General features: G+C 73.0%; 10 protein-coding genes. 4 read left to right on the top strand and 6 right to left on the bottom strand.

Translation table 11 applies throughout. From position 1 onward, the window contains the following. Positions 1-35: 35 nt before the first annotated feature. From ACIRRU_RS07895 to ACIRRU_RS07885, 3 genes are all read right to left on the bottom strand, one after another. Entirely contained in the window at positions 36-1,520 is a 1,485-nt protein-coding gene (locus tag ACIRRU_RS07895; RefSeq protein WP_403677580.1) for a S28 family serine protease, read from the bottom strand. Between the two features lie 101 nt (positions 1,521-1,621). Beyond that, positions 1,622-2,020, bottom strand: a complete 399-nt coding sequence (locus ACIRRU_RS07890; RefSeq protein ID WP_403677577.1) for a hypothetical protein — start codon at positions 2,018-2,020, stop codon at positions 1,622-1,624. 190 nt (positions 2,021-2,210) lie between these two features. Continuing rightward, positions 2,211-5,990, bottom strand: a complete 3,780-nt coding sequence (locus ACIRRU_RS07885; RefSeq protein ID WP_403677574.1) for an ABC transporter ATP-binding protein — start codon at positions 5,988-5,990, stop codon at positions 2,211-2,213. A 173-nt stretch (positions 5,991-6,163) separates the two neighbouring features. On the opposite strand from ACIRRU_RS07885, the gene ACIRRU_RS07880 reads away from it, so the two are divergent. Both ACIRRU_RS07880 and ACIRRU_RS07875 read left to right on the top strand, forming a co-directional pair. After that, on the top strand, positions 6,164-6,556 hold the full coding sequence (locus tag ACIRRU_RS07880; RefSeq protein ID WP_403677571.1) for a type II toxin-antitoxin system RelE/ParE family toxin: 393 nt from the start codon (positions 6,164-6,166) through the stop codon (positions 6,554-6,556). Beyond that, positions 6,556-6,975, top strand: a complete 420-nt coding sequence (locus ACIRRU_RS07875; RefSeq protein ID WP_403677568.1) for a helix-turn-helix domain-containing protein — start codon at positions 6,556-6,558, stop codon at positions 6,973-6,975. The genes ACIRRU_RS07880 and ACIRRU_RS07875 overlap by 1 nt, the downstream gene beginning before the upstream one ends. Before the next feature lie 28 nt (positions 6,976-7,003). On the opposite strand, the gene ACIRRU_RS07870 is transcribed toward ACIRRU_RS07875, so the two are convergent. From ACIRRU_RS07870 to ACIRRU_RS07860, 3 genes are all read right to left on the bottom strand, one after another. Next, positions 7,004-8,686, bottom strand: coding sequence for a thiamine pyrophosphate-binding protein (locus tag ACIRRU_RS07870; protein ID WP_403677565.1), 1,683 nt, complete (start codon positions 8,684-8,686; stop codon positions 7,004-7,006). Beyond that, positions 8,683-9,711 (bottom strand): agmatinase, encoded by a 1,029-nt coding sequence (speB, locus tag ACIRRU_RS07865; protein ID WP_403677562.1) that lies wholly within the window; start codon positions 9,709-9,711, stop codon positions 8,683-8,685. Before speB ends, ACIRRU_RS07870 begins: the two co-directional genes overlap by 4 nt. A 221-nt stretch (positions 9,712-9,932) precedes the next feature. Beyond that, positions 9,933-11,453 carry a sodium:solute symporter gene (locus ACIRRU_RS07860; RefSeq protein WP_403677559.1) on the bottom strand — a complete coding sequence of 507 codons (1,521 nt, stop codon included), beginning with the start codon at positions 11,451-11,453 and terminating at the stop codon, positions 9,933-9,935. A gap of 104 nt (positions 11,454-11,557) precedes the next feature. Here ACIRRU_RS07860 and ACIRRU_RS07855 point away from each other — a divergent pair, with 104 nt between their 5' ends. Continuing rightward, positions 11,558-13,096: a PucR family transcriptional regulator ligand-binding domain-containing protein gene (locus ACIRRU_RS07855; protein WP_403677556.1), complete on the top strand. Its 1,539-nt coding sequence runs from the start codon at positions 11,558-11,560 to the stop codon at positions 13,094-13,096. Positions 13,097-13,239: 143 nt separating this feature from the next. Further along, positions 13,240-14,178 carry a class I SAM-dependent methyltransferase gene (locus ACIRRU_RS07850; protein WP_403677553.1) on the top strand — a complete coding sequence of 313 codons (939 nt, stop codon included), beginning with the start codon at positions 13,240-13,242 and terminating at the stop codon, positions 14,176-14,178. The last annotated feature ends 7 nt before the right edge of the window (positions 14,179-14,185 follow it).

The raw sequence follows: 14,185 nt of genomic DNA, 5'->3' as shown, positions 1-14,185 counted from the left end.
CCCGAGTTCGCCGTGGCCGTCGGGCCCTGGCGGTCTCAGCGGCGCAGCGTCGCCTCGTCGCGTTCGATCTCACCGTTGCGGCGGTCCAGCCTCTGGTCGAACTTCGCCAGCGGCTCGGCCTTCGCCGGGTCCTTCTCCACGGCCGCCGGGGCGACGCCCGCCCACCGCAGGATCGCGGCGGTGGCCTTGGCCCGCTGGGCCTCGGGCAGACCGGAGACCCGGGCACCGTGGTTGCCGCCGGGGACGGTGTGGACGTAGCTGTCCCTCGCCCCGTACCCGAGGCGGAAGGGCTCCGCGCTCCACGGGTCGTTCTCGCCGTTGACGTACATCATCTGCCGGGCGTTGTGCCGGACCCACCTGTCGATGTCCCGCATCGCGCCCTTGTCGAACGTCATGGGGATGGAGCGGGGCACGAAGTTGCGCGGCGGCTGGTAGCCGTAGCGGCTCAGGTTGCCGAGCCAGGGCTGCTTGATGTCCGGCGAACCGAGCTGGGTGCCCGCCTGGTAGTAGTACGGGGTGTACGCCTCCAGGCCCTGGTCCGCGTAGCCGGAGAAGCCGACGATGCCGTCGACGGAGTTCCAGATGTCCTCGTCCGTGGCCTTCTTGGCGTCGGCCGGGATGTCCGCGCAGTCGGCGAGCAGGCTGTACTGCCAGAAGGCGAACACGTAGTCCAGGACCGTGGCCTCGTAGGCGCGGTCCAGGGAACCGATGGTGGAGAAGGTCCAGCCGTTGGCGGCGGCCTGCTCCCGGTACTTCTCCACCAGCGGGGCACGGCGGACCAGCGCCTCGCGCTGCACCCCGGCCAGCTTGTCGCGGCACTCCTTGGTGCCGACCTCGCGGAAGAACCGGTCGTAGGCCGAGTCCTCCTTGTCGACCACGTCGTTGGGCGCGACATAGGCGACGACTCCGTCCATGTCCCTGGGGTAGAAGCGCTCGAAGTACGTGGCGGTCATGCCGCCCTTGGAGCCGCCGGTGGCCAGCCACTTCTTGCCGTAGATCTTCTTCAGCGCCGTGAAGATCCGGTGCTGGTCGCTCGCCGCCTGCCAGATGTCCAGCTTGGACCAGTCGGCCGGGTCCGGGCGGGACGGCGTGAAGAAGCGGTACTCCATCGAGACCTGGTTGCCGTCGATGATCTGCGTCGGCTCGCTGCGGCTGGGGTTGGTCGAGACGTTGTAGCCGCTGGTGGAGAAGACCGTCGGGCGGGAGACGTCCTTGTGCAGCACGGTGAGACGCTGCTGGAACGTGCCCTTGGACGGGCGCCGGTGGTCGACCGGCTGGGTGTATTCCAGGACGAAGTAGCGGTACCCGGCGTACGGCTTCTCCTCGATGAGACGCATTCCCGGGATGGCCAGGATGCGGTCCTTGATGTCCTCGTTGCCCGTCTCGCCGGCCACGGCCGCCACGCCGCTCCGCTTCGCGGCCGGTTCCGCGGCGGTGGCCGCACCGGCCGAGGCCCCCGTCGCCCCGGCGGTGCCTATGAGCACCGCGAGCGAGAGAAGTCCTGTGAGTGACTTGCGCATGCACGCTCCCCTTGGTTCACAACAGTCGCCGTGAACTTAGCTGGGGCCGCGCGTGCCACGCCAGACCCGCGCTCCTCCGGCACCGGGCGCGGCGCGCGGGGTCAGCAGAGGATCCAGCCGGTGGAGACCGACTTCTTCCCGATGGAACCGGCGGCCCGCACACAGCGGTTGAGGGCGTTGACGGTGACCGGACCCGCCATCGTCGTGTACGAGCCCCGGTCGGTGACGGCGCGTCCGCCGCGCGGCTGGAGCGTGACGCTCATGACCCGCCGCTTCCCGGGCTTCTTGGCGACGGTGACGGCGCAGACGTAGGCGCGGGCCTTGTAGACGCGCAGCTCACCGGTGGCGAACCCGACCGTCTTCGCGGGCCGGCCGGAGCAGCCGGAGGCGGCCTGCGCGGCTCCGGGGGCACCGGCCAGCAGCGCCAGACCGGCGATCAGCGGCAGTACGAGGAGGTGGACCAGGACCGGCCGCCGCGCCGCTGCGGTCCCGGGCCGCACCGCTCCCCCGGGCCGTGCCGTTGTCCCGGGCCGTGCCACCGCTGTCCCGGGGCCCGTCGTTCCCCCGGGGCGCGTCGGCCGCGCCGGTCCCGCCGCTTTGTCGAACACGCTCGCCCCCACCTGACAGCCGTACGCATCTGTGCGCCCCTGGCTACGACGCAGCGGGCCCCCGGGTGGTTGCGCCCGCGGGTCACACCCCGGCGGGCTCGTCCTCCCCTATGTCCTCGCCGATGAAGGTGCGCCACAGCCGGGCGTACCGCCCGTCCAGGGCCAGCAGCTCCTTGTGGGTGCCGTCCTCGACGACGCGCCCGTGGTCCATCACCACGACCCGGTCGGCGCGGGCGGCGGTGGTCAGGCGGTGGGCGACCACCAGCGTGGTGCGGCGGCCCGTCAGCCGGTCGGTGGCCTGGTTGACCAGGGCCTCGGTGGCGAGGTCCAGGGCGGCGGTGGCCTCGTCGAGCAGCAGCACGTCCGGGTCGACCAGCTCGGCGCGGGCGAGCGCGATGAGCTGGCGCTGTCCGGCGGAGAGGTTGCGGCCGCGCTCGGCGACCTCGTGGAGGTAGCCGCCCTCCAGCGTGGCGATCATCTCGTGCGCGCCCACCGCGCGGGCCGCCGCCTCCACCTGGGCGTCGGTGGCGTCGGGCAGCCCGTAGGCGATGGCGTCGCGGACCGTACCGGCGAAGAGGTACGCCTCCTGGGGGACGACGCCCAGGCGGTGCCGGTAGGCGGTCATGTCCAGCCTGCGCAGATCGGTGCCGTCCGCGGTGACCCGGCCCCCGGTGGGGTCGTAGAACCGGGCGACCAGCTTGACCAGCGTCGACTTCCCGGCCCCGGTCTCGCCGACGAAGGCGACGGTCTGCCCGGCCGGGATGCGCAGGTCGACACCGGTGAGGGCCTCCTCCTCGTCCCCGTACGCGAAGGAGACGTCCTCGAAGGCGATCTCGCCGCGCAGCGAGAGCACGTCCAGCGGCTCGTCCGGGTCGGCCGTCGAGGGCCGTTCGCGCAGCAGTTCCTGGATGCGGCCGAGGGAGACGGCGGCCTGCTGGTAGCCGTCGAAGACCTGGGAGAGCTGCTGGACGGGGGCGAAGAACAGGTCGATGTAGAGGAGGTAGGCCACCAGCGCGCCGGTGGTCAGCGTGCCCGCCTCGATCCGGCCCGCGCCGACGATGATGACGGCGGCCGCGGCCACGGACGCCAGCAGCTGGACGAACGGGAAGTACACCGAGATCAGCCACTGGCCGCGGACGCGGGCCTGGCGGTAGTCGTCGCTGCGCTCGGTGTAGCGGGCGGTGCCGTCCTGCTCGCGGCCGAAGGCCTGGACGATACGGAGACCGGCGACGGACTCCTGGAGGTCGGCGTTGACGCCGCTGATGCGCTCCCGGGCCAGTTCGTACGCCTTGACGCTGCTGCGCCGGAAGAAGAAGGTGCCGACGATCAGCACGGGCAGGGTCGCGAAGACGACCAGGGCCAGCTGCACGTCCAGGATCAGCAGGGCGACGAGGATGCCGAAGAAGGTGACCACGGAGACGAACGCGGTGACCAGACCGGTCTGGAGGAACGTGGAGAGCGCGTCCACGTCCGTCGTCATCCGGGTCATGATGCGGCCGGTCAGCTCGCGCTCGTAGTAGTCGAGGCCGAGCCGCTGGAGCTGGGCGAAGATCTTCAGCCGCAGCGAGTAGAGGACCCGTTCGCCGGTCTTGCCGGTCATCCGGGTCTCGCCGATCTGGGCGGCCCACTGGACGAGCACGACGCCCAGCGCGACGGCGGAGGCCGCCCACACCGCGCCGATCGAGACCTGGGTGACGCCCTCGTCGATGCCGTGCCGGATCAGGACCGGCAGCAGCAGGCCCATGCCCGCGTCGACGGCGACGAGCCCGAGGCTGATGAGCAGGGCCCGGCCGAAGCCGCGCAGCAGCCGGCGCAGCCCGTAGGACTCCTCGGGGCGCACGGCGGCGGCCTCGTCGACCTGGGGGGTGTCCGTGGCGGGCGGCAGGGCCTCGACCTGGGCGAGGAGTTCGGGGGTGGCGGGCGTCCCGGCGACGGTGGTGTCCCGCTCCTCCTCGCGGCGGATCCACAGCTCGGGCGTGATGCCGCGCTCCGCGTCGAACTCGGCGTCCAGCTCCTCCTGGAGGGCCCTCTCGCCCCCGGGATCCGTCCCGGCGGTGCGGGGCCGGTGGCCGGGCGAGGCGCCGCCCAGCTCGTCGGGGTCGGTGAGCAGCCGGCGGTAGAGGGAGGAGGTGCGCTCCAGCTCCTCGTGGGTGCCGACGGCGGCGAGCTTCCCGCCGTCCAGCACGGCGATGAGGTCGGCGAGCTGGAGGGTGGAGCGGCGGTGGGCGATGAGGAGGGTGGTGCGCCCCTCCATCACACGTTTCAGCGCCTCGTGGATCTCGTGCTCGACGCGGGCGTCGACGGCGGAGGTCGCGTCGTCGAGGAGGAGCAGCCGGGGGTCGGTGAGGATGGCGCGGGCGAGGGCGACGCGCTGGCGCTGGCCGCCGGAGAGGGTGAGCCCGTGTTCGCCGACGGTGGTGTCGTAACCGTTCGGCAGCTCGGTGATGAACCCGTGGGCCTGGGCGGCACGGGCGGCGGTCTCGATCTGCTCCTGGGTGGCGTCGGGGAAGCCGTAGGCGATGTTGGCGCGGACGGTGTCGGAGAACAGGAAGCTGTCCTCGGGGACCAGCCCGATGGCGGCGCGCAGGGAGGACTGGGTCAGCTCGCGGACGTCGTGGCCGCCGATGAGGACGGCCCCGTGGGAGACGTCGTAGAAGCGGGGCAGCAGGAGCGAGAGGGTGGACTTGCCGCTGCCGGAGGCGCCGACGATCGCGACGGTCTCGCCGGGCTCGACGGTGAGCGAGAACCCGTCCAGGACCGGGCGCCCCGGTGCTCCGCCTCCGGGGCCGGTGTCGGCGCCGGTGTCGGACGGGGGCGGGGCGTAGCCGAACCGTACGTCGTCGAACTCGATCCCGGCCGGGGCGTCGGCGGGCAGCTCCTTGGTGCCGTCCTTCAGGGAGGGCTCGGTGTCGATCAGCTCCAGGACGCGCTCCACACCGGCGCGGGCCTGCTGGCCGACGGTGAGGACCATGGCGAGCATCCGGACCGGGCCGACGAGCTGGGCGAGGTAGGTGGAGAAGGCGACGAACGTGCCCAGGGTGATCTCGCCCCGGGTGGCCAGCCAGCCGCCGAGCGCCAGCATGGCGACCTGGCCGAGCGCGGGCACCGCCTGGAGGGCGGGGGTGTAGCGGGAGTTGAGCCGGATGGTGCGCAGCCGCCCGGCGAAGAGCCTGCGGCCGACCTCGCGGAGCTTGCCGGTCTCCTGGTCCTCCTGGCCGAACCCCTTGACGACGCGGACCCCGGAGACGGCCCCGTCGACGACTCCGGCGACGGCGGCGGCCTGGCTCTGGGCGTACCAGGTGGCGGGGAAGAGGCGGGTCTTGGAGCGGCGCGCGATGTACCAGAGGGCGGGGGCGACGGCGAGGGCGACGAGGGTCAGCGGCAGGGAGAGCCAGGCCATGACGACCAGGGAGATCAGGAAGAGCAGGATGTTCCCGATGGTCATCGGGAGCATGAACAGCAGCCCCTGGATCAGCTGGAGGTCGCTGGTGGCCCGCCCGACGACCTGCCCGGTGGACAGCTCGTCCTGCCGCTTCCCGTCGAGCCGGACGACGGAGGCGTACATGTCCGTCCGCAGGTCGTGCTGGACGTCCAGGGCGAGCCGTCCGCCGTAGTAGCGGCGGATGTAGGTGGCGATGTAGACGAGGACGGCGGCCCCGACGAGCAGCCCCGTCCAGAGCGCCAGGGAGCGGGTCCGGTCGGTGACCACGTCGTCGATGATCACCTTGGTGATGAGCGGGACGAGGGCCATGACGGCCATCCCCGCGAGCGAGGATCCGAGCGCGAGCACGACGTTGCGCCGGTACCGCCACGCGTACCCGGTCAGCCGCCGGCCCCACCCCTGTCGCTCTGCGCCCGTCACGCGTCGCCTCCCGTCCGGTCGGATCTTCCCGAGGGGCCAACACGGCGGGGGGCGGATTTCATCCCTGGGGGGTGGGAGGGGTCCGTGACAACACGGCGGACCAGGCCACTCTTGCGAGTGACTGCGCGAGGAAGGCGAGCGGCATACACTGGAGCATCTATATGTTCCAGCATATGGAAACGCCCTATGTGATCGAGATCGAACCCGAGGTTCGACTGTGGTTGATGAACCTGCCGTTCAACGATTTTCTCGTGGTCGAGCACGTCGCCGACCTGTTGCGGGAGCACCCCACAACCCTCGGGGAGCCGTACTCCCGGCATCTTGGCGACGGTGTCCGCGAGCTGCGGTTCAGCCTCGGCCGCTCGGGGCTCGCGACCCGGATTCCCTACTGGCTCGCGCCGGATCGCCGGATCGTTCTGCTTACCGTCTTCCGTAAGACCCGGCAGCGGGAGACGGCCGAGGTCGCTCGCGCCAAGCGCGCCAAAGCGCTCTGCGAGACCGAGCACCGGGCAGCTCACGACGTGTACACGCGCACAGCCGACGAGGAGAAGAAGGAGAAGCGGTAATGGTCAGCCACGCACGCTGGAAGTTGTCCCGGGACGAGAAGGTCGCCCAGGGAATCTCCGAAGAGCCCGAGGTGGAGCGGCGACGTGAGGAGATCTCGCTCGCGTTCGATCTGGGTCAGGCCGTCTTCGACCGGCGGGTCGCCCTCGGCCTCTCGCAGACCGAGCTGGCCCGGCGCGCCGGCATGACGCAGCCGCAGGTCTCGAAGCTGGAACTGGGCGGTACGGTCCCCACCGTGCCGCTGCTGGCACGGCTGGCGCGCGCCATGGAGGCGGTGTTCCGAATGGAACTGTTCGAGAGCAGTATCCGCGTGGCGTTCACCGACCTCGACGGCGACGCACCGGAAGCGGCCGCGCGGGTCTCCCTCCCGGAAGAGCCGGAAGCCGTAGACGCCCCGGCTCCACGGGCGGCCCAGGGGTAGCCCGCGCGGGCCGCCCCCGCGCCCGGCCTCAGAGGTGCGTCGGCTCGAACATCCGCAGCAGGGCCGGAAGCACCACGACGGACGGCCCCGGGACCGTCAGCGCCTTGGAGAGGTCGGCGGCGAGCGACTCCGGAGTGGTCCGTACGGCCGGGACGCCGAAGGACTCGGCGAGGGCGACGAAGTCCGGGCGGGACAGCTCGGTGCCGGTGGCCTCGCCGAAGGCGCCCGTCATGTACTCGCGCAGGATGCCGTATCCCCCGTCGTCGACGATCAGCCACGTCAGCGGCAGGTCGTACTGGCGCGCGGTGGCCAGCTCCGCGATGGAGTACATCGCGCCCCCGTCGCCGGAAACCGCGAGCACCGGCCTCGTCGGGTCGGCGGCCGCGGCGCCGATGGCGGCCGGGAAGCCGTAGCCGAGGCCGCCCGCGCCCTGGGCGGAGTGCATGGTGTTGGGGCGGCGGGCGTCGAACGCGGACCAGGCCCAGTAGGCGAGGATCGTCATGTCCCAGAAGCTGGGCGAGGCGTCGGGCAGCGCCTCGCGGACGGCGGCCAGGACCTGCTGCTCCAGGGTGAGTTCCTGGGCCGCGATCCGGACCCGTACCTTCTCCAGCACCGTCCGTACGCGCTCGGCGGCCGCCGGGTCCTCGCGGCGCTCCACCGCCTCCAGCAGGTCGGCCAGCGCCTCGCGGGCGTCGGAGTGGATGCCGAGCGCGGGGTGGTTGGACTCCAGCTTCCCGGCGTCCGCCTCGATCTGGACGACCCGGCCACGCGGGCGGAAGGTGTGGTAATTCGAGGAGAGTTCGCCGAGTCCGGAGCCGACGACGAGCAGGACGTCCGCGTCCTCCAGGAAGTCGGTGGTGTGCCGGTCCTCCAGCCAGGAGCGCAGCGACAGGGGGTGTTCCCACGGGAAGGCGCCCTTGCCACCGAAGGTGGTGACGACCGGCGCGTCGATCCTCTCCGCCAGTGCGAGGAGCTTGCCGGACGCGTCGGAGCGGACGACCCCGCCGCCCGCGATGATCACGGGCCGCTCGGCGTTCGACAGCAGATGCGCGGCGGCGACCGTCAGCTCGGGGCGCGGGTAGAGCTCGCGCGGGGTGGCGTCCATGGCGCTGACGACCGGCAGCGTGGTCACGGCGAGCAGCACGTCCTGCGGGATCTCCACCCAGACCGGTCCGTGCGGGGCGGTGAGCGCGGACTCCCAGGCGGCGGCGATCGCGGACGGGATCTGCGAGGCGGTCCGCACGGTGTGCACGGACTTCACGATGTCGCGGACGGAGGCCTGCTGGTCGCGCAGTTCGTGCAGATAGCCGTGCCGCCCGCCGCCGAGCCCCGCCGCCGGGATCTGGCTGGAGATCGCGAGGACGGGCGCGGAAGCGGCGGCCGCCTCCTGGAGCGCGGCGAGCGAGGTGAGCGCGCCGGGTCCGGTGGAGAGCAGCAGCGGGGCCACCTCGCCCGTGATCCGGCCGTACGCGTCGGCCGCGAACCCCGCGTTGTTCTCGACGCGGAGTCCCACGTAGCGGAGGGAGGAGCGGCGCAGCGCGTCGAACATGCCGAGCGCGTGCTGACCGGGCAGCCCGAACACGGTGGTCGCGCCGAGCCCTTGAAGGGTTTCGACGACGAGGTCACCGCCGTTGCGGCCGGGCGGCGGATTCAGGGCGGCGGCGGCCTGGGCGGCGGTGAGCCGCGGCCGGTCGTCGTGGTCGTGGCTCACTTGGCGTCCTCGGCTTCCTTTGCCGCCTTATCCCCCGCGATCTGCTCCCTCTCCGCCTTCTCTGCCTTCTCCGTCGCGATCTGCCGGGACATGATCGTGGTCAGCTCGTACGCGGTGTGCGAGGCGGCCACGGAGGTGATCTCGGCGTGGTCGTACGCGGGGGCGACCTCCACCAGGTCGGCGGAGACCAGGTGGCAGGAGGCGAGCCCGCGCAGGATCTCCAGCAGCTCGCGGGAGGTGAGGCCGCCCGCCTCCGGAGTGCCGGTGCCGGGGGCGTGCGCCGGATCGAGCACGTCGATGTCGATGGAGATGTACAGCGGCCGGTCCCCGATGCGCGCGCGCAGCTGGTCGGCGATCTCGTCGACACCGCGCCGCATCACGTCGGCGGAGGTGACGATGCCGAAGCCCATCTTCTCGTCGTCGGTCAGGTCCTGCTTGCCGTAGAGCGGGCCGCGGGTGCCGACGTGGGAGAGGGCGGAGGTGTCGAGGATGCCCTCCTCGACGGCCCGGCGGAACGGGGTGCCGTGGGTGTACTCGGCACCGAAGTAGGTGTCCCAGGTGTCCAGGTGGGCGTCGAAGTGGAGCAGGGCGACGGGCCCGTGCTTCTTGGCGACGGAGCGCAGGAGCGGCAGGGCGATGGTGTGGTCGCCGCCGAGGGTCATCAGGCGTGCGCCGGTGCCCAGCAGGTCGTCGGCCGCGCTCTCGACCGTCTCGACGGCCTCGTTGATGTTGAACGGGTTCGCCGCGATGTCCCCGGCGTCGGCGACCTGCGCGAGGGCGAACGGGGAGGCGTCCTGGGCCGGGTTGTACGGGCGCAGCAGCCGGGACGCCTCACGGATCGCGTTGCCGCCGAAGCGAGCGCCGGGCCGGTAGGACACCCCGGAGTCGAAGGGCACACCGACCACGGCGACATCGGCCCGGCCGACCTCGTCGAGCCGGGGCAGCCGGGCGAACGTCGCGGGCCCGGCGTACCGGGGGACGCGGGAGGAGTCGACGGGGCCGCGCGGCGATCCGATGCTGCTCATGGGGTGGGGGTGCCTTTCCTTCGGTTTCGTACGGTTCAAGTGTGCGGGGTCCGGTGCGGCGCCGGGCCCTGGGGTGGGCCCGACGCCGGGCCCTGAGGTGGGGCCCGACGCCGGGCTCCCGGCCCTCGGCTCCCGGGCGAAGGGGCCTTGGGCGAAGAGCCCTCGGGCGAGGAACCCGGCCCCTCCGGGCCCGGCCCGGCGGGAGGGCGGTGCCGCTGTTCTCAGGCTCCGGACGGGCCGGAGGCGGCGGGCACACCGGATGCGGCGGAGGGATCCGGCGCGGCGGCCTCGGCCCCCGCCCCTCCGCGCCCCGCCAGCCGCTCGCGCCAGGCGGCGAGGACCGCCGCGTCCGTGGGCGGGGTGGCCAGCGAGACGAGGACGTACACGGTCAGCGAGGCGAGCAGCCCGTAGTAGATGGGCTGGTTGGCGAGGATGCCGTAGTACGCCATCAGTCCGATCACCGTGAGTCCGCCCACGCCCACCGCCGCCAGCGCCCCGGCCGCCGTGCCGCGCCGCCACAGCAGCCCGCCGAGGATCGGCACGAGCAGCCCGCCGACGAGGAGGTTGTAGGCGACGGTCAGCGCCTGCACCACGTCGTTCAGCGCGATGGCGATGAGGATGACGGCGATGCCCATGATGAGGATGAACGCCCGGTTGCCCCTGACCTCGTCGTGCGGTCCGTCGCCGCTCCCGTCCCCGCCGCCCCGGGCCACGACCCCGCGCAGCCGGGACCAGATGTCGTTGTTGGCGACGGTGGCGCAGGCGATCAGCGCGCCGGAGGAGGTCGACATGACGGCGGCCAGGGCGGCGGCGAGCACCAGTCCGCGCACGCCCACCGGCAGTTCGTCCTTGACGATCGTGGCGAAGGCCGAGTCGGCGCTGGCCAGGTCCGGGTACATGACCTTGGCGGCGGTGCCGATGACGGCCCCGGCGATGGCGTAGACGAGGCAGTAGGTACCGGCGACGGTGCCGCCCCAGCGCGCCGTCCGGTCGCTGCGCGCGGTGAACACCCGCTGCCAGATGTCCTGCCCGATGAGCATGCCGAAGGTGTAGATCAGGACGTAGGTGAAGATCGTCTCGCCGCCGATGCCGAGGGGGTCGAAGTACTCGGTGGGCAGCTGCGCCTTCATCTCGCTGAAGCCGCCGGCCTTGACCACCGCGATGGGCAGCAGGAGCAGCAGCAGCCCGATGGTCTTCACGACGAACTGGACCATGTCGGTCAGGGTGATCGACCACATGCCGCCGAGCGTCGAGTAGGCGACGACGATGGCGCCGCCGAGGACGATGGCGACGGTGCGGTTCACGTCGAAGAGGACGTCGAAGATGGTGGCGTACGCGATGGTCGAGGTGACCGCGAGCATCAGGGTGTACGCCCACATGACGACACCGGAGATGATTCCGGCCCGCCCGCCGTAGCGCAGGTCGAGCATCTCGGAGACGGTGTAGACCTTCAGCCGGGCGATCCGCGCGGAGAAGAAGACGGAGAGCGCGAGGAGCCCGAAGCCGATGGTGAGGACCATCCAGGCGCCGGAGAGCCCGTACTGGTAGCCGAGGCCGACGCCGCCGATGGTCGAGGCGCCGCCGAGGACGATGGCGGCCATGGTCCCGGAGTACATGGCGGGCCCGAGGCGGCGTCCGGCGACCAGGAACTCGGCTTTGGACTTGGCGCGGCGCATGCCCCACCAGCCCATGGCGAGCATGCCGGCCAGGTAGACGACGATCACGGCGTAGTCGACAGCCATGGGCTTCCCTCCGTCTCGCGCAAACAGATGCAGGTGCGAGGAAGACGGTAGGTGGCCGAAAGCCGACGCTGAAGTGTACGTTTCCTCCACTCTTGCCGAGCTGAATGGATGAACCGTCCATGCCGATCCCTCCCGCAGACACCACACCCCCGCAGCCCCCGTCCTCGCCCCCCGGCCCGCCGACCCCGCCCATCCGCCTGACGGAGCTGCTGGCGAGCAAGGACCTGGGCCTGCGCCGGATCGCGGGCCCGGCCGAGGCCGAGCTGCTCTGGGTGCACACCTCGGAGATGGCGGACCCGTATCCGTACCTCCTCGGCGGCGAGCTGCTGCTGAGCGCCGGGGTGCTGCTGACGGACCCGGACCGCTATGTCGCACGGCTGGTGGAGGCGGGGGCGGCGGCGCTGGGGTTCGGGGTGCGCCCGGTGCACGAGAGCGTGCCGGACGCGCTGGTCGAGGCGTGCGACCGGTACGGGCTGCCGCTGCTGGAGGTGCCGCCCGCGACCCCGTTCACCGCGATCGCGCGGGCGGTGTGGCGGCTGATGGCCGAGGCCCGCCACCGCGAGCTGCGCCGGGTGGCTCGGGCCCAGCAGGCGCTGTCGACGGCGGCTGCCCGCCCCGACCCCGTACCAGCGGTGCTGCACCAGCTGGCGGCGCAGCTCGGCGGCCGGGCGGTCCTGCTGACGGCGGGGGGCGAGGAGAGCCGCGCGGCGGGGCGCCCCCTCGCGCCGGCGACGGCGTCGGCACTGGCCAGGCTGGCCCGCGTGGTCGCCCGGGAGCGCCCCGGCTCCCCCGCGTCGGCCACCGACAGCCACGGCGACACGCATCTGGCCGCCTACGCGCTCGGCGGTGGGGAGGGCCTGGTCCTGGCGTTGGCCACCGGGCGGCGGGAGTCCGGTGATCACACGGTGGCGGGCATCGCGGTGGTCCTGCTGTCCCTCCTCACCGCTCCCCACCAGGGGGCGGACGCGGCGGGCCGCTCGGCGGCCCTGGTCCGGATGCTGCTCGGCGCCTCCCCCGCCGAGGCGGCCCCGCTGCTCGGGCCGGAGGGCCCGTGGACGGTGATCCACGCCCGCCGCACGGACGGCGCCCCCGCGGACGCCCTGACGGCGGGCGCGCTGGGCGCGTCCCTGGGCTCGGCCCTGGTGGACGCGGGCCGGGGCGGCGGCGACGCGGTCCGGGTGCTGGTACCGGGACCCGGCGGCCCCGAGGAACCCGGGTCCGGGGCGGTCGCCCTCCCGGCCATCGCCCCGCAGCCCGGCTGGACGCTCGGCGTATCGGCCCCCACTCCCGTCACCGCGCTCGACGCCGCCGACACCCTGGCCGCCCGCGCCCTGGCCCACGCGGAGGCGACCCGCGCCCCGCTGACGGTGGATGCCCCCGCGCGCGGCCTCGCCGCCCTGGTCCCGCCCGACCAGGCGGCCGCCCACGCCCGCACCCTGCTCGCCCCGCTCACCGAGCCCCTGGCCGACACCTTGCGCTGCTGGCTCTCCCTGCACGGCAACTGGGACCGCACGGCGGTGGCTCTCGCCGTCCACCGCAACACCGTCCGCCAACGCGTGGGCCGCTGCGCGGCGTTGCTCGATGTGAACCTGGACGACATGGACGTCCGGGCCGAGTTGTGGTTCGCGCTGCGGCACGGGTGAGGCGGCGGGGGCGTACGAGACAGGCCCCCCGTTACGGACGAGCTCGGTTTCCCCTTGCGTGCGAGGCAGCGCGCCGTGCCACCTTCTTGCCGTATCGGCAACAGAGCATGCACTTGGGGCAAGTGCCTCGTACGCTCGGGTCCATGGCTTACGGACAGCAGCAGCACGGACACCCTTCGGACGACGGCCACCGCCAGCACCACGGCGGCCACGACAGCCACGGCAGCCACGGCACGCACGACGGTTCCGGTGGCCATGGTGGCTCCGAGGGCGCGACGCCGGAGGGGCTTGCCGAGATCCTCGATCTCGACGCCGCCCTCTTCGCGCCCCACCTGACCGCGCTCACCGGGCGCGTCGCCTGTCTGGCCGGGGACGGCGTCCGGCACATCGTCGACCTCGGGTCCGGCACCGGAAGTGGGACCTTCGCCCTGCTGGAACAGTTCCCCACCGCCCGGGTGACCGCCGTCGACAGCTCCCCCGAGATGCTCGAACGGCTCGTCGCGACCGCCCGGGACCGGGGGCTCGGCGAGCGGGTGCGGGCGCTGGAGGCCGATGCCGGTGCAGGGCTGCCGGGGGTCGTGGACGCCGACCTCGTCTGGGCGTCGGCGTCCCTGCATCACCTGGACGACCCCGCCACCGCCCTCGCCGGCGTCCGCGCCGCGCTGCGTCCCGGCGGGCTGCTGGCCGTCGCCGAGGTGGACGGGATGCCGGCCTTCCTGCCCGAGGGCGGGGCGGCCGGTGCGCTGGAGGCCCGCTGCCGCGAGGCTCTCGACGGGCTGCACGCCGAGCGGATGCCGCACCGGGGCGCCGACTGGGGCATCCTGCTCGCCGCCGCCGGACTCCCCGTGGAGCAGGAGCGCACCGAGCGGTGGGAGCTGCGCGCGCCCCTGCCCGAGGAGGCGGGGCGGTACGCCTTCCTGGTCTTCGAACGGATCCGGACCGCCCTCGAAGGGCGGGTCGGCCCCGAGGACCTGGCCGCGCTCGACCGGCTCGTCGACGGCGGCAGCGAGGACGTACGCCACCGGGACGACCTCGTCGTACGCTCCACGCGTGAGACGTGGGCGGCCCGCCGCCCCGCCTGAGCGGGGC

It is taken from the genome of Streptomyces sp. NPDC101181, from assembly GCF_044767975.1.
Lineage (GTDB): Bacteria > Actinomycetota > Actinomycetes > Streptomycetales > Streptomycetaceae > Streptomyces.
Note: the sequence above shows the minus strand (reverse complement) of the source record. Positions and strands in the feature narration are given on the sequence as shown.